At 55.9% G+C, this 15,214-nt stretch carries 12 protein-coding genes and 4 pseudogenes; 8 read left to right on the top strand and 8 right to left on the bottom strand.

Features of this window, described 5'->3' with window-relative positions:
• Positions 1 to 356 precede the first annotated feature (356 nt).
• The 3 genes from NLF94_RS20065 to NLF94_RS20075 all read left to right on the top strand — a co-directional run bounded on the left by NLF94_RS20065 (position 357) and on the right by NLF94_RS20075 (position 2,398).
• Positions 357 to 1,157 (top strand): ParA family protein, encoded by an 801-nt coding sequence (locus NLF94_RS20065; protein WP_123538933.1) that lies wholly within the window; start codon positions 357 to 359, stop codon positions 1,155 to 1,157.
• The gene (locus NLF94_RS20070) at positions 1,154 to 1,726 is read left to right on the top strand and encodes a DUF8160 family protein (protein WP_254841512.1); all 573 of its coding nucleotides are present in this window, start codon (positions 1,154 to 1,156) and stop codon (positions 1,724 to 1,726) included. Before NLF94_RS20065 ends, NLF94_RS20070 begins: the two co-directional genes overlap by 4 nt.
• A 516-nt stretch (positions 1,727 to 2,242) precedes the next feature.
• Positions 2,243 to 2,398 (top strand): DUF1931 domain-containing protein, encoded by a 156-nt coding sequence (locus tag NLF94_RS20075; RefSeq protein ID WP_254841556.1) that lies wholly within the window; start codon positions 2,243 to 2,245, stop codon positions 2,396 to 2,398.
• A gap of 146 nt (positions 2,399 to 2,544) precedes the next feature.
• Here NLF94_RS20075 and NLF94_RS20080 read toward each other — a convergent pair whose 3' ends face one another.
• The 4 genes from NLF94_RS20080 to NLF94_RS20095 all read right to left on the bottom strand — a co-directional run bounded on the left by NLF94_RS20080 (position 2,545) and on the right by NLF94_RS20095 (position 6,590).
• A complete protein-coding gene (locus NLF94_RS20080) occupies positions 2,545 to 3,834 on the bottom strand; it encodes a tyrosine-type recombinase/integrase (RefSeq protein ID WP_254841513.1) in 1,290 nt (429 codons plus the stop codon).
• Positions 3,835 to 3,860: 26 nt separating this feature from the next.
• Positions 3,861 to 4,262, bottom strand: a complete 402-nt coding sequence (locus NLF94_RS20085; RefSeq protein ID WP_254841514.1) for a PIN domain-containing protein — start codon at positions 4,260 to 4,262, stop codon at positions 3,861 to 3,863.
• Positions 4,262 to 4,531, bottom strand: a complete 270-nt coding sequence (locus tag NLF94_RS20090) for an AbrB/MazE/SpoVT family DNA-binding domain-containing protein (protein ID WP_254841515.1) — start codon at positions 4,529 to 4,531, stop codon at positions 4,262 to 4,264. Before NLF94_RS20090 ends, NLF94_RS20085 begins: the two co-directional genes overlap by 1 nt.
• Positions 4,532 to 5,006: 475 nt before the next feature.
• Positions 5,007 to 6,590: a transposase gene (locus NLF94_RS20095; RefSeq protein ID WP_254841516.1), complete on the bottom strand. Its 1,584-nt coding sequence runs from the start codon at positions 6,588 to 6,590 to the stop codon at positions 5,007 to 5,009.
• Positions 6,591 to 7,349: 759 nt separating this feature from the next.
• Here NLF94_RS20095 and NLF94_RS20100 point away from each other — a divergent pair.
• Complete coding sequence (locus tag NLF94_RS20100; RefSeq protein WP_254841517.1) at positions 7,350 to 8,219, top strand: universal stress protein; 870 nt, start codon at positions 7,350 to 7,352, stop codon at positions 8,217 to 8,219.
• Positions 8,220 to 8,457: 238 nt separating this feature from the next.
• Here NLF94_RS20100 and NLF94_RS20105 read toward each other — a convergent pair whose 3' ends face one another.
• Both NLF94_RS20105 and NLF94_RS20110 read right to left on the bottom strand, forming a co-directional pair.
• The gene (locus tag NLF94_RS20105) at positions 8,458 to 9,066 is read right to left on the bottom strand and encodes a YqaA family protein (RefSeq protein ID WP_254841518.1); all 609 of its coding nucleotides are present in this window, start codon (positions 9,064 to 9,066) and stop codon (positions 8,458 to 8,460) included.
• Positions 9,059 to 10,387, bottom strand: coding sequence for a hemolysin family protein (locus tag NLF94_RS20110; RefSeq protein WP_254841557.1), 1,329 nt, complete (start codon positions 10,385 to 10,387; stop codon positions 9,059 to 9,061). Before NLF94_RS20110 ends, NLF94_RS20105 begins: the two co-directional genes overlap by 8 nt.
• Positions 10,388 to 10,608: 221 nt before the next feature.
• Here NLF94_RS20110 and NLF94_RS20115 point away from each other — a divergent pair, with 221 nt between their 5' ends.
• On the top strand, positions 10,609 to 11,673 hold the full coding sequence (locus tag NLF94_RS20115) for a CNNM domain-containing protein (RefSeq protein ID WP_049987555.1): 1,065 nt from the start codon (positions 10,609 to 10,611) through the stop codon (positions 11,671 to 11,673).
• A 47-nt stretch (positions 11,674 to 11,720) separates the two neighbouring features.
• Here the strand turns inward: NLF94_RS20115 and NLF94_RS20120 are convergent, their stop codons facing one another.
• Together NLF94_RS20120 and NLF94_RS20825 are read right to left on the bottom strand one after the other, a co-directional pair.
• Positions 11,721 to 12,008 carry an amphi-Trp domain-containing protein gene (locus NLF94_RS20120; RefSeq protein WP_049987556.1) on the bottom strand — a complete coding sequence of 96 codons (288 nt, stop codon included), beginning with the start codon at positions 12,006 to 12,008 and terminating at the stop codon, positions 11,721 to 11,723.
• A gap of 66 nt (positions 12,009 to 12,074) precedes the next feature.
• Positions 12,075 to 12,209, bottom strand: a pseudogene (locus NLF94_RS20825) (DUF7567 family protein); the annotation flags it as partial.
• A 99-nt stretch (positions 12,210 to 12,308) separates the two neighbouring features.
• On the opposite strand from NLF94_RS20825, the pseudogene NLF94_RS21095 reads away from it, so the two are divergent.
• The 3 pseudogenes from NLF94_RS21095 to NLF94_RS20135 form a co-directional block, all read left to right on the top strand.
• Positions 12,309 to 12,902: pseudogene (locus tag NLF94_RS21095) on the top strand (M48 family metalloprotease); the annotation flags it as partial.
• Between the two features lie 1,216 nt (positions 12,903 to 14,118).
• Positions 14,119 to 14,592, top strand: a pseudogene (locus tag NLF94_RS20130) (IS1595 family transposase); the annotation flags it as partial.
• 37 nt (positions 14,593 to 14,629) lie between these two features.
• A pseudogene (locus NLF94_RS20135) lies at positions 14,630 to 14,958 on the top strand (transposase); the annotation flags it as partial.
• Positions 14,959 to 15,214 lie beyond the last annotated feature (256 nt).

A 15,214-nucleotide genomic window follows, 5' to 3' on the forward strand; every position in this document is an offset into this window, starting at 1 on the left:
AGTCACCACAGAGCCGTCACGTTGGGAACCTCAGCAATCTCAGATATGGCAGATATATCAGCAAGGGAAGTCGGCCACCATTGAGCTATCTATCTCATTCCCAGATACCTCAGATACATCAGTCATCTCAGTTTCACTACTTACGGACCAGCTATCAGTTATCTCAGATACCGTAGTGAGATGCCGTGTTTACGGGAATAGTGTTAGATGCGTCAGATATCTCAGATACACCAGATAGGTTCCTCCCAAGAACTTCTCAACCTGTCTCATCCCTCGATCAATCTTCTCAGATACGTCAGATACAGCAGGTACGTCTGACAAACAATTATATCAGACGCCTCAGATACATAGGTCATATGACGCAGATAATCGCCATCTCAAATCAAGCAGGTGGGGTCGGAAAGACCACTACCACCATCAACCTCGGTGGTGCGCTCGCGAACCAAGGCCACGATGTCCTCCTCATCGATGCCGACCCGCAGGGAACCCTCACCGAAGGCACGGGCTTCCGTGACCTCTACGATCAGAAGATCCCGTCTCTCCACCAAGTGATGGTCGAACCAACACGCACCGAGGAGATCAATGAAATTATCGAGCATCACGACGAATTCGACGTCATTCCGTCCAATAAAGCAATGGACGGGCTCAAAGATATGCTCGTCACTCAGGTCGCAAACAGCGAAATGCGACTCAAAATTGCCGTCGACGAGCTTGACCACGACTATGACTTCATCCTCATTGACTGCCCGCCTGATCTCAGTCAAATCCTTGATAATGCCCTCCTCACTGCCGAACAAGTCCTCATCCCCGTTGAACCAACCCGACGTTCCATCCGTGCGATCGAGAAGATGAACGAAGAGATCGCCTATCTCTCAAACAGTTTCCCGGGCCAGATCGATACCATCGACATCCTTGGGATTGTCATCAACGCTGTCGAGAGCGTCCAGAACAACGATACCAAGCAGATGATCGAGTTCTTCAATGACGCTCCATACGACGTCTTCCAGGTCCCTGAGCGCGTCGCTATCCGGCGTGCTTGGAACAACGGCGTCTCTATCTTCCTTCACGAGGACGACGCGAAGACCGAGGACGCACGCGAAGCCTACACCGAGATCGCGAAAATGCTCGAACGTCACACTACGGAGGTGGAAGCATGAGCAGCAATGACGGCGACGACGAACTCGAGGAGCGGAAAAGCGACGTTTGGAGTATGGACGAAGTTCGAGGCGGCGGTACAAAGACGAAAGACACAGAAGATACCTCAGATACAGCCGACGAAGAATCGGCATCCATTACGTCCAATACTGCGGAAGACGCAGACGCCCCAGATACGTCAGATACTTCAGATATAGAAGATACCTCTGACGACGAATCCTCGTCCGCCACGTCCGATGTCGAAGATGCTGAAGATACGGCAGATACCTCAGATATACCAGACACGGCAGATGAGATCGACGACACTGCTATGCAAGCCGAGGGGGAGACTGTCCGGCAGATGGCCCTTGACGCAGACGCGAAGGGTCTTGTTGTTCGCGACCTTCACAATGTGAACGTCTATCTCTACGAAAGCGTCTATCAGGAGATGCGTGTGAAGTACAAGGAGCTCGATACCGAGTATTTCGCCGCACATGGCGAGGATCTCTCGAAGAACAAGGACTTCTTCAACGCCGTCTTTCGGGCCGGACTCCAGAGCCCTCAGCTGAAAGAAGAACTAGAACTCGACTAACTGTCGCCGGCACTGCTTTTTGGCAAAGCAACAAAAGGGATTCAGCCGGTATCCCTCAGACCAGCGAGTCCGTATATCGGCCAAATAAATAGACTATCAGACAGATATTTACGGATTTAACGAGTTAGTACCTCATATCCGATTATGGCCAATCCCAACCGTCTGCTGCTGTTTATGATAGCAGTAGAGGTATTTGGCATTCTTTCGATTCTTGGTGGTATTATGGATCTTCTCCCAGATAAAGGCCTGATCAGCGCGTCTGTTTTGATCAATATAGGCGCGATCCTCATAGCACTCGGTGGCCTTGGTGTCGCCAAGATCTACGATGGAGAGACGTTGCTTGGAGATGGTGGCTACCCAGAACCAACGGGTGGCACTACATCTGGTACTCCAACACATACTCCTGCAGAAGTGGACGCCGAAGAAGGTGACGAGCAAGAAATTGAGGAGGAGAACCTCAGACCATATGAGGAAAAGCAGTCCATCTCCTCAGGGTCCGGCGCAACTCCGCGATTTGTGGTTAAAGCCGCCGTGAAGGAGCAACTGGCTGGTCACAACGTGTCCGCTGACTTCTACGAGGCCCTCGATGAGGAAGTAGCCGAACTGATAGAGCAAGCTGCGCGACGTGCAGAAGAAGATAACAGGAAGACAGTCCAACCGAGGGACCTTTAGAAATCCATCACCACGAGTGCGGCAGCCTCTTCCAATAAGAGATTGCAGGGTGGATCAAGCTCGACATCGACAGTTGTATCGGTCTTAGCGGTTCTAAAAGCGAGAAGAGAAAAGCTGGGAGAATGTGTGAGTACTTATTCCGATCTCTATTCGTCATCGACCAACACCGCCCCTGCGAAGAGGCCCTCAAGATCCTCTCGCATCTCCTCACGGCGATGCCGGCGCTTCTCCGCTTCTGAGAGGTAGTTATCCAAGACGACTTCCGCCGACTTCGACCCCTGCTCCTCAGCGACATCCGCAAACCGCTCGGCCACCCGGCGTACCGCCTCTCCGTACGCCGTGTACCAGTATCGTCGCCCCATCTTCGGCGTCGGAACCTCCCCATCGACAGTCACTCCAGCGCGTTCTGCGAGGTTCTTGAATCGACGTCGAACCGTCGACGTCGATAGGTGCCCGCTCTCCGCAGATGAAGACGGGAACACAGAGCCCATCCAGTCGTCGCCCGCCTCCTCAACGACGGTGTCGATCCGTGCGGTTGCATCTTCAACACCCGTGAGGAGTGCGACCGTCCCGGGTCCGTTTTTCCGCTCACTCCCGAATTCGATGTACGGTCCGGCCTCAGTGTCGTCTTCTGGTGGATCGAGAACCAGCTGGTCAACGCGTAGCGACGCAACCTCGCTCGGTCGAAGCCCCCACCCGCAGACCCCAATCACGATGAGGCGGTCGACCGGATCGGTGGCTGTCTGATAGAGTGTTCGTATCTGATCAGCCTCAAGAGCCTGATTGTCCCACTCAGGCGTCGAATCCCACCCAAAGCGACGTTCCAGCTGGTCGGTCGGGTTGTGACGTGCGCCTTTGAACGTCACCTGATGGGTGTAGAACTGCCGAACTTCTTGAACATACTTCCGTCGCGACGCGTGCGTTGTCAGCGTATCCTCGCGGCGACGCAGGACGTCGAACGTATCCGCGACACGATCCATCTCGTCGGCCCGCGCAGCGTCGTCGTGAAGTGGTTCGAGCAGATCATCGGTGCCATTGACGTCCTTGTACGTCCGGACGTACAGGCGGAGCGCAGAGCGGCGTGTGGCGACCGTCGACTCCGCCCGTCCCTGCCGATCGCGCAGCTCGACGAGATAGTCCTCGAGGGCTGCACACGTCTCGTCGTCGTCGACGAAATCAAACGGCCCCTCCTCCGGCTTGGACTCAACCGGAACGTCGATCTTCTCGTAGAAGTCACCCGGTGAGAGGTCGAATCGCCGCGAGAGATGTTTGATGAACCCCGGAAAGTGCGATTCGAGCCACGAATAGGTAGGGGCTTCGTGCTCAGGAGCAAGTGCCTCAGCGCGCATCTGCGGCGTGATCTCGTCGTGGTAGAAGGCCTCGGCGTCCTCGAGATCCATCGTGCTGTAGCGTGGGGTGTCGGTCGCCTCGGTCATTGGTGTGGGTCAGGGACTTGAGCCGCTCATACACCATCTTCGCGAAATCGCTTCACAGTCACGTCGACGTCGTCGAAATCGTCGTCAGCACCCGTGTAGGCTGTCGCCTCTTTCATCGCTGCTGTGGCTAGCGTAAAGGCGTCTCCGAGTGCGACGTTGTAGTCGCGTTTGTAATCGGCGGCCGATTCCCAGACGTCTTCGGCGGTAACGACATCACACCAGTTTCGAATCCGAGTTACGTATGCCTGCGCCGTCTGCGGGTCGTCTCGTCCGCATACGTATCGCACTTCGGTGCACGTCACCGTATTCACTGACCCCTTCAGCTGGCCGTCTTCTACGCGGTCGATAATCGCTTCGACGGCATCACTCCCAGGCTCGTCCCAGTAATAGGCAATCAGCGGTTCTGCGTCGAATACGACGTGATCCATTAGTTGTCTCTCTCGAGGCGTTGACTTCGCTCCTCGTCGGCCTTCCGCTCCTCACGAAGGATGGCCGTCCCGCGCTCTGCCGTGGTTGCGGCTCCACGGAAGTCTTGGAGGCTGGGGAGTGGTTCAACGACGATCTCTCCCTGCTCGTTTTCGCGGATGCGGACCCTGCTGCCCGGTTCGATTCCGTGCTTCTCTCGAAGTTCTTTGGGAATCGTCGCCTGGCCTTTCTGACTCAGGTTCACGATTCGGCCTTCGTTGGTTGTACTCATTATAGTATTACTATTCGATGTACTACCTTGAACCTTTTCCCAGTCGTGTTTTGAATCTCGCTCATCCCCGCTCGGCGTTAACCGCCAGTAGGAGCGGACGTGCTCCGTGCGGTAGCGATTCTAAGTCAGGTGGTTTCGGTGGATAGAGCGTTTCGTTCGATTTACTTATAGGTTGTCCTGTGCTGTTTTCTGCGTGAGAAAACGACAACCGGACAGTAACCACCAGAATAATGTTCTGTGGGAATAAACCATATACCGCTATATCTAAATTCAGCCCTGTGGTTCCCACAGTTTCGGAGGATAGGCTAGATTTGGCTCAAATCTTCGTCGACTCGTGATTCTTCTCACGGTTATGGGTCGATATCGAACCTTCACGGGCGCAACTAACGGATAGACGTGAGAAATTGCATGGGTTCACGCGCTGCTGAATAGTGTCGCCACTCCTAAGCAGCAGACTCAACGAGGACTCAGCCGGTTAGTCGGGTGGGATCAACACCGAAACGACGATCTCAACACACTCACCTGCCGTCAGTACGGGCGCGTAATTCATTTCTCCGTCGACGCCCGCTTTCAGGAGAAAGTCCGTCAGCCGCCAGATGTTATACAGCAACACCGCGAACACGAAATAGAACAGCCGTACACGATAGTCCTTCGAGGACGTCTTCGCAAGGAAATCACCCTTGATGCTCTTGTACTCGTTCTCGATTTGCCAGCGACGACTGTACCGGCGACAGAACGTTTCGGCTTCATCCGGTCCTACTCGTAGGTTCGTTGCGAAGACAGTAGTTCCCTTACCACTCGTCGACGGGACGTACAGGAACTGGATCGGGTGTGACCCTGCCTCCACATGGACGGACGCCGATTCAACAGCGACTTCCTGATCGTCCTCGTCCATCTGCTCTATCACCTCGCGTTCGGCGCTGGTGATCCGCTTGGGAATGAGATAGTTGACATCAAGGTTCGAGAGAGTCTGGAAGACGCGCATGGAATCGAACTCCCGGTCACACAGGACCGTCTCGATGGGAACGTGCTCTTTCGCCCGCTTGACAAGCCGACGGACGACCCGGTGAATTTGGTTCGGCGGGTTCTCGTCCCACGCTGAACTCTCTCGCACCGGCTCGACAGCCAGGACGAGTGGGATATTCCATCCGACAATCGAGAGTGTGGCGAACTTGAACGCGCGACTCCCATCATCTTTCGTCCCGCTCACCATCGGCATCTCCTCGACACCGCCGTAGTACGGAATGGTGGTGATGTCGATCGCAGCGGTCACTGGCCGGCGGAACGAGGCTTCCGAGGCGATGACCGAGAGCAAGCAATCAGTCGTCTCATTGAATCCGGTCACGAGTTCCTCGGGAGCGAACTGTTTGACTGCACGGAGGTGGGTATCGCCATGCGGGCCGTAGTCTGCGCCTCGTCGATACTGGAAGCGGGCAGCGCCTTGGGCGGTTCCACATCCAACCATCCCCATGAAGGTCTGTAACTCGAAAAACCGCGTGTCCTCGTAAGATGCGTTCGCGGCCCGGCCAGACTCGAAGTAGCCAAAAGCGTGATCACGGGCGAGTCGCGTCGTCTGAAGAATCTCGTCCTGGGAGAACGACTCTTCTTCTACTGAGTCCTCCTCTACTGAAGGCTCGTCGACGATTTCTGCCTTGGGGCGCACTTCGGGTGCAGGGATGTCGAAATCGTGGACCTCTTTGACGACGAAGTGAGCCGCAGTCTGCACGTATTCCTGGACAGCATCGTCGAATCGATTGCGCCACGCCCGCGAGAAGGCCGAATCATCAGGCACACGGCTGAACCCAAGAAGATTGACTACTTCCGGTTGCTGCTTCAGTCGTCGGGTGAAGGCTGCGTACGAGTCGCCCGTGATCTCCATGAAGATGAACGAGAGCACCATCGCGCGTAAGGAGAGTGGGGCAGGATGCCACGCTGGATACCCGTCTTCGATAGCATCAATCGACTGATCGAGGTTCTCGAACGCCGTAACGAGGTCGGTGCCTTCGAGTTCATTGCGGATGGCAATCCCAAGTTGGTACGCTTCACACAGGTAGCGCATACGAGGACTCGAGTTAGTACGGGGGGTCTCAGAACCACTCATACAAGACTGCGATAGCGATGACAAAATCAGCGTATCGAGATCTTGATGATGGTCAACAGCTGGTCTGGAGCTAAGCGTTTCAGGTAACTGTATTGCCCCTCAGCAGAAAATTATGGAAACTACTTACGATCAAAAAGAGTGGGAGTTCAGTACTGCCCCGCAACAACGCCCCTTCGGGAGATGAGATCGACTGCTCAATGCGTGTGATGACAGTCGCTGATCTGTGAGAACAAGATGTGAGCGTTAACCACCCTGACTGTATCGAAATCCCAGAGGCGATAGACGAGCGCGTGGATATGGGTAGCTCGTCCCACCAGAAGACGGCCTACAGACTCCATTCCCTGTCGTTGGAGTAGCACGTCGTCGTGATGATTCCCTGGAACTCATCGCGGACCACACCACGTCGAAAAATGAGACTAAGCGTAGGCTATTCGACTGGGATCGCGATCAAAGATATACCGCCATCGATAGCCGCCTCGAAGGCGCCACCGCCACTCGTTTGCGTTGTCCTGAAACACTTCGAATGTCGCGTTCTGAGCCATTGGTACTGATATTCTCCGTTCTAGACTAATAGAGCCTCACATACCACAGTCTGCTCTCTGTGAAGTTCCTTCTGCTCCTGAAGAGATATACAGCTAATGGACTCTATGACGTCTCGGGGGGTCAGTTGATGCAAAACCATTAGCGATGTCCCATCATAGCCCTCGGTACTGGACTATGTACGAGGACATTCTCTTCCCGTACGATGGGAGCGACGGTGCATCAGCCATCCTTGAGCACGCCGCTGACATCGCAGACTGGGTAGACGCCACGGTTCACGTCCTCTTTGTCGCAGACACGACGCGCGACTCCGTGACTGTCGTTGAGGGACGAACCGTCGACGCACTCGCACAGCAAGGCGAAACCACGGTCGAGGAAGCGGCGGATGCACTAACAGCCCGAGGTGTCGACTACGACACGGACGTCATCCAGGGGAACCCAGCACCGACGATTGCCGAGTATGCAGAGCGATACGACTATGACCTGGTCGTGATGCCAACGCACGGTCGCGAGGGTCTCTCTCGCTACATCATCGGCAGTGTCACCGAGAAAGTCATCCGTCTGTCTTCGGTCCCGGTCCTGACGGCACGGATGCAACCCGACGAACGACTGGCGTTTCCGTATGAGAATATCCTCATTCCAACGGACGGAAGCACTGGGGCGGTACATGCCGCTGAACACGGTCTGTCGCTCGCGGCGGCGGTTGATGCGACCGTTCACGCACTGTCGGTCGTGGACGACGCCTCACTCGGCTTGGACGTCCGCTCAGCAGCCTCTGAATCGGACGGTGAACAGGCCGCGACCGACGCTGTCGATGACCTGGGATCGGAAGCAGACTCGTATGGTGTCCGGAACACCGTCACGCACATCGAACACGGTGATCCTGCGGAGGAAATCCTCGAATGCATCGACTCGAATGACATTGACGCCGTCGTGATGGGGACCACGGGGCGACGTGGGACGGATCGAATCCTCCTCGGCAGCGTCGCGGAGAAGACAGCGCGGTCTGCACCGGTACCTGTCATTACGGTCGCTAGGGAGTCGTAAACCACGGCCTTCAGTTGTATAGCCGTCACCGGGCGTCGCCTCAGCGATCGTGATTTTTTGCGTCGCCAAAGCCACAGCTGAGCAATTGTACAGTATGCCCTGTTCGTTGGGGGTCACTCGATGGAAGGCTCCAGCTCGTTCTCACCCCGTCGGCTACCGATGAACCATATTCTCCCTCCTGGTGTAGCCGTCAGTCGCTCACGTCTCCCAGTCGTGACGATTCGCGTAAATACCCGTCTTAGATGATGGTGATAACTCCGCCAAAGAAGCCTATCGTGACGACAAGTCGGCCAAGACTACCGATGAACGTCGCGATTGCGAACTTCACATAATCTTCTTCGAGGATCGAAAACGCGTAGATCGACAGCGTATCCGGGAAGAAGGGTACACACAGCGCGAGCGCTAAGCCACCGTATCCGTACTGCCGAGCGAGCGTCATCGTCCGCCGTTCCGACCACTCGAGAATGTCGAACCGAGAGCGACGTAACCACCGAACGACGGGCCCCGCGTGTTTCACCTCCTGACCGAGGTGAAACGCAACGAGACTACCAACGGCCTTTCCCGTCGCGCTTACGCCCATGATGACACCCAACCGAGTCCAGAGGGGTAGCCCGAGATCGAGTGGTGCCGCAAGCACAACCTCGCTTGGGCCGGGAAGCGCGAATGCAATCAAAAACGAATAGACGAAAATAATCCCCAATCCCGGCCAGCCCGTCGCGCTATCAATGGCGGCGTGGCCGTACTCCAGCAGTACGGTTGTAACCTCACTCAATGAGATGTAGAGTGGGCGCGGATTCGCGGAAAATCGGTTCACAACGGTGAGTGACGGATACATCTGGTTACTCACCGGTCGAACGCTCGACGGACAGTTTTTCTCGGGATTCGGTTCCGCCACGCGATTGGGTGTCCACCTCTCCCGTTTGAATCCGAACTTGCGTTATGCGGGTCTGGTCAACTGATTCGACCCGTAGTCGAACCTCATCACAGTCGAACGTTTCTCCCTGCTCGACTAACCTGCCCGCCCGATTAAACAGGAGTCCCGCGATCGTCTCGAACTCTTCCCCATCCGGCAGTTCTAGTTCGAGCGTCTCGTTGACCTCGCCAATGTCGACGTCTCCACGCACGAGCGCCGTCGTGTCGTCGAGTTCCGTAATCGGGGCTTGTTCCCGGCCTTCGAGGATTTCACCGACAATCTCCTCCGTGAGGTCTTCGACCGTCACGAGTCCCTCCGTCGTCCCGAACTCGTCGATGACCACCGCCATCTGCGTTCGCGACGTCTGCATCTCTTCGAGCAGTTCGTCGACGGACTTACTCTCAGGCATATGCTGGGGCGGGTCCAGTAGTTCGAGGTCGCCAACGAGCGTCTCTCCGGGAGTGCCACGCTGCTGTGCCCGGGTCAGTTCGTGTATGTCTGCAGTTCCGACGATGTTGTCGAGCGTTTCTGCGTAGACAGGGAGTCGCCTGTGCCCGCTTTCGAGACACTTGGTAATCGCATCGTGGAGCGTCTCCGTCTTCTCGATTCCAGTGATGTCCAACCGTGGAGTCATGACCTCCTTGGCGATCGTGTTTCGGAAGCGGAAGATACGCTGAAACATCTCTCGTTCATCTTCGTCGATGACGCCCTCGCGCTCGCCCGTCCGAATCATCTCCTGGATCTCATCGCGAGTCACGTACGAGTCCTCGATTGCTGCTCGTCCGCCCGTCACGCGATTGACGAGCCGTGTGAGGTAATCGAACACGATGACGAGTGGGAACAAGATGTACTCGGCGAGTTTGAGCGGGCGTGCGATCCGGAGCGCCCACGATTCGGTGTTCTCGACAGCGTAGGATTTCGGGGCGCTTTCGCCGAATAGCAGAACGATTGCCGTAATCCCGAACGTTGAGATGAGCACCGCAGGACCCGGGTCGAAGTAGAAGCCGACGATGGCGGTCGATATCGAGGACATCGCGATGTTGACCAGATTGTTGCCCACGAGAATCGTCACAAGTAGTCGGTGGGGGTTCGACTTCAGATCGGCAACCGTGGTGGCACCAGGGCTGCCTTTTTCGACCAGTGCATCAATGCGGTGCTTGGCAAGCGAGAACAACGCAATTTCCGAGGACGAAAAGAACGCAGAGAGGACGAGGAGCACGAAGAGAACCACACTTCCAATGAGCGTGATCGACATCTCGGAGTAGAGATTTCTGGAAGTGGCCTGGAGAGCATAGAATCCAATATCGAAGTGGGCTGTGTCGAGTGACGCTACCATATACCTACGTTGCTCATTGTTTAACAAGCTGGTATAGCCCTTCTGATGGATCAAACGTGAGAGGGTGCCATTAGTTTCAATCACCGAATTTCGCTGAGATTCCTGTGCTTATATACCACCTGATCCAGTAGCGTGGGGTAATGACCCCGCTTGAGCTGACGCTCCGCCTAGTTGCTGGCGTTCTCCTCATACTGACCAACGGCTTTTTCGTAGCGATCGAGTTCGCGTTGACACGAGCGCGTCAATTTAGTGAAGCGGAATTCGTCGACGGAAATCCGACTCTCGAACGGGCCTGGGAGATGACGAATAATCTGGAGATCTATCTGACCACGTGCCAGGTTGGTATTACGGCCTCCAGTATCGCAGTCGGGATCGTAGCCGAGCCGGCTCTCGCCGCGCTCTTCGAACCGTACTTTGCCAATACCGCACTGGCGTCCATCGGTGCAGGTGCGATCATCGCCTTTGCGATCATCAATCTCCTGCATCTCACCCACGGCGAGCAGACACCGACGTATCTCGGCGTTGAACGCTCCCGGATGGTGTGTCGGTACGGGGCCACACCTCTGTACTGGTTCAATTGGCTTATCTCTCCGCTCATTACATTCGGCGACTGGATCGCCAAGGCCACGCTCAAGCTGTTCGGCGTCGAGATGACCGGTGCGTGGCTCGAAACCGAAGAAGAGGTCCTCGAATCACGAGCCCAGCTCCGCAATCGCCTGCACTCGCTTCTCGAAGAGGGCGAACTTCCGGAGGAGCGCCGCGACGAAGTCCTTGGCGCACTCGACATCGACGAACTCTCGATCAGCGAGATTATGGTTCCAGCAGACGACATTATCTCCCTCTCAACCACCCGCTCAGTCGACGAGAACTTTGATTGCATCCGAAACACGCCACACACCCGATTTCCACTAGTTGGTGAGGAGCTGACCGACTTCCACGGAATCGTGTACGCACCGTCGATCATCGACCACTATGAGGATCTCGTAGACAGCGACATCTCCTTCAAAGAGATCGCGGCCCCTCCAATGACACTCGCGGCGGAAACGAACGTCAGCGATGCATTCGATCAGTTCCAGGCCGAGGACCAGGAACTCGCGCTCGTCCTCGAAGATGGTGACGTCGTGGGACTCCTCACCGCAACCGACGCTCTGGAAACGGTAATGGGCGAACTCGAAGACCCGCTCGACCAGCAGGTGTCGACCTGAACTGATATAACGGAGATGTGAAGGTCGTTAGAACCTCCTTGCCGTACCTACTCGATCTCGAGACTCCCAGAGTTGCCCTCGCCGCCCTTACTGTTCTCGTCCCATTCAAGTTCGAACTCGATGCTCAATTCTCCAGGGCCATCAGTCGGTCCTTCGCGTTCGGCTTTCACTTCGAATGTCGGCCGTGCTGGAGGATCCATCGTGACGGACTCTGCCCCCGATTTCAGGGTGATCGGACCTCCCTGTTCGAGCTTTTCGGCGACGCTCCGGAGGTACGACGCGATTTCGTCCCGGCTCTGGGCGCTTTCGGATTTGAACAGCACTTCTTCGGGCATACACCACGCTCTACATTTCCTGCTCGGATAAGTGGCCCTCTCATCTAGCAAAGGGAATCCGCCGCCCTAAGCCAGATGTGACACGTCTTCTAGCTCCTCGAAGTCGTCAAACTCGCCACACTCGACCGGCTCCCAGTCCTCTCTGGGTGCTGGACTCCACCAGTCGACCTCGTAGGCACCCGGTGCGCCGAGGAACTTCACTGACGTAGCAATAGATGATCTAATCGTTATGTAGTAACCGGGTTTATAAGACTGACTTCGTAACCAACCCGTATGAGACATTTCGGGCTCAAGATCCGGATGGCATTCGTCGGTGCTATCCTCGCAGCGTTCTATCTCGTCGCTGTTGCTGTCGCGATGGTGGTGTTCGGCCAGGGAATCCTCCCGATCGCCATCGTCGGCAGTCTCCTCCTCATCGGCATCCAGTACAAAATCGGGAAGTGGGCTGCCTTACGAAGCGTCGGTGCCGAGGACCTCTCCGAGACCCAGTACTCGCAGATTCACCAGTTCGTCGAGCAGGTCTGCCGCGACAAGAATATGAAGAAACCGTCGCTGAAGATCGCCAGCATGGGCGTACCGAACGCGTTTGCGGTTGGCCGTCGCGGCAACGGTACCGTCGTCATCTCTCGGGAACTCATCCAGCTGCTCGACCGCGACGAACTAGAGGGCGTCATCGCCCACGAAATCGCCCACATCGACAACCGCGACGTCATCACGATGCAACTCGGACAGGGCATCGCCTCGATCGTGGCGATCGTCGCGCAGTTCGCTGTCCTGTTCACGGGCGACAACGACCTCGCAGACTTCTTCCTCGCCATCGTCGTCGGCAACAAATCTGTGATGGTGGCATTAACCAATCCACAACTGGCAACGGAGGGGATTGCTGAGAGTGATAACTACCGGCTTGCCACAGAAACAGATATGCGTGCACGCGAGCAGGAATGTCTCCGAAGTTCATACTTTAGACAGGAGTCGAAGGCGAACGCCTCAAAACTCCGCAACCGACTCGCAGAAGCCATCATTGAGGGGAACCTTCCGAATCCACATGCGTCCACCAGTACGAGTACCGTTGCTGACGAACTGAAGACTAGTGGCGAAGAATACGCATATCTGACGAACTTCTACAAGTTCGCGACAACTGGATTTGATGGCGATTCCTCGCCAAATCTCTCCGGACATGTCGACTGGTTCGACGCAGAACTCTCAGCACTGAATTCCGACTATCTTGTTGGGCTTGGTGCTCCACTGTGGGACAACTACCTCAGGTCCAGAGTTGAGCCCCATGCTGCGAGCGCAAATCTCGATAAATCGACCATCGAAGCTTCGAGTGTCAGTGACGAGATAATCATCGGCAATCGATTTACCCTACCAGCGCACGATGTGACCGTCATTCCGGGTCGTCATCCGCAGGCAATGGAGACCGGAGAACTCGTCTAGCGCTGGGTGCGTGTAATAATTCGGTTTGTCACCGTAGGGTAGTAGAAGACTCGCAATGTCGGTTGACACCAGCTGGGAAATTAGGTGTTTAGTATGTTTGTTCTATGGGAAGAATACTTGCGTGAACTCCCTCGTGGAAAGCGCTCAAGATACCTGAGCTAGTTCCTGTGCAGGAGGGTGTCGAACAGCGATGTCGTTCCGGTGCTTGGAGATACACTCAACTCCGCTGGTGCCACTGACCTAAGCCACTCGGAGAGAGGAGATCTCGGATTTGTTGTAGTGACACGTGATGTGTCACAGCAGCCATGTAGCCCATCGCTTCATCGCGCTGGCGGAGGCGATGCCAGCTCGCGGCCAGATCCATGTCGGCCAGTCGCTCCACCGACCCCGCTGCCGTTCGCGCGACCGCCCACCGATACCCGTCGGTGATGATGCCAATCTCACCATCCTGCGGATTCCAGAGGTGGGCCGATTCCCCGAGTGCATCTCTTACTTGCTGCCAGCGAGCGGGCGAGAGGCAGGTGACGGTCACAGTGCATGTCTCGTTGGTGTACGTGACCGTCCACTCCCGGACGTCTCGGTCGCGCTGCCACTCCTCCCATCCGACAGCGGTGAGAACGGGATGAACGAGGTGAAGCCAGATCTGCCACGGTGTTGTCGGGCGTGTGGGTGCGGTCGCGAGCGCGACCAGGAGTCGCGCTCGCGTGGCCTGTCCACGCGTGGCCGAGGATCGTACGACGGCGATAAACCGCCGGTGTTTACGCTGGCCGATCGTGGTTCTGGCGACCGGTACGTCGTGCCAGCGAAATCCGCCGACGAATCGACGATTCGACTCCTGCTTGCTGACCACGACGAGGAGTCGCTGACCGTCTATACGGACGGATTTCGGGCCTACGATCCGCTCGAAGAAGACGACGCTTTCACCCGCAAATACGTCGTCCACGGCGATGGAGAATACGCTGACGGCGACATCCACGTCAATACCTGCGAGAGCCACGCGTCGCTGACGCGACGGTGGCTCTCGCCCCACCGAGGAGTGTCAAAAGACAAACTAACACCGTATCTCAGAGCCTTTCAGCTCCGGCAAGAACTCTACAGAAAACCAGGTGACGAAGCACTCAAACATGCTCTCGACGCTGCCCTCTGAAAATCAACAACGTGCTTCACAAGAGCGTTCCTTTTTTTTTTTCTCCCAATTCAAAGAGTACGTCACCGCCTTCCACGCCGAACATATCATGCTTATATTAAGTGAAGAGTTCGAAGATGACCTGCTCGTGGTGCTGGATGAAGCGCTGTACTTCTAGGCGTCGGCCGTCACGGACCTAACCACCCGTGACCCCGCCTTCGTGACGTTACCGGCTATTCGCTAGAACTGAACCCGGTCGGAGAGTGCTGGAGACAGCTTCAAGCGTCTCTTAGCAACCGCCTCTTTAAGTCACTCGACGAGCTGACAACAGCGATTGATACAGCTCTCGACCAACTCTCTATTCCAAAAGTGAGTAGCTATTTCTAATGACTACTATAGTGATTGGGTGAGACGCTCCAGTCGTTCGGTTAGTGTTCACACTGGTGAATTACCTGTTGCGGAATCTGTGGCTGATTGCCCGCTGGGGCGGGCGAGCACTATCCGTCTGCTTTGAGGTATTCTGGAGGTGGATCGACCACGCCCTCGATGAGATGCTTCGTCGGAAGTGGGAAGTTCTGACCGATGGTGTTGGGGTTCCTACGATATATAGCCTACTGAACGGGGGGTCAGTCACTCCACATCC

This window comes from Natronomonas marina (assembly GCF_024298905.1).
Classification (GTDB): domain Archaea; phylum Halobacteriota; class Halobacteria; order Halobacteriales; family Haloarculaceae; genus Natronomonas; species Natronomonas marina.

Coding starts and splice junctions, on each gene's coding strand:
- NLF94_RS20065 (WP_123538933.1), top strand. CDS start 357: ATGACGCAGATAATCGCCATCTCAAATCAAGCAGGTGGGGTCGGAAAG.
- NLF94_RS20085 (WP_254841514.1), bottom strand. CDS start 4,262: ATGGATCACGTCGTATTCGACGCAGAACCGCTGATTGCCTATTACTGG.
- NLF94_RS20080 (WP_254841513.1), bottom strand. CDS start 3,834: ATGACCGAGGCGACCGACACCCCACGCTACAGCACGATGGATCTCGAG.
- NLF94_RS20095 (WP_254841516.1), bottom strand. CDS start 6,590: ATGCGCTACCTGTGTGAAGCGTACCAACTTGGGATTGCCATCCGCAAT.
- NLF94_RS20110 (WP_254841557.1), bottom strand. CDS start 10,387: ATGTCGATCACGCTCATTGGAAGTGTGGTTCTCTTCGTGCTCCTCGTC.
- NLF94_RS20120 (WP_049987556.1), bottom strand. CDS start 12,008: ATGCCCGAAGAAGTGCTGTTCAAATCCGAAAGCGCCCAGAGCCGGGAC.
- NLF94_RS20070 (WP_254841512.1), top strand. CDS start 1,154: ATGAGCAGCAATGACGGCGACGACGAACTCGAGGAGCGGAAAAGCGAC.
- NLF94_RS20115 (WP_049987555.1), top strand. CDS start 10,609: ATGACCCCGCTTGAGCTGACGCTCCGCCTAGTTGCTGGCGTTCTCCTC.
- NLF94_RS20090 (WP_254841515.1), bottom strand. CDS start 4,531: ATGAGTACAACCAACGAAGGCCGAATCGTGAACCTGAGTCAGAAAGGC.
- NLF94_RS20100 (WP_254841517.1), top strand. CDS start 7,350: ATGTACGAGGACATTCTCTTCCCGTACGATGGGAGCGACGGTGCATCA.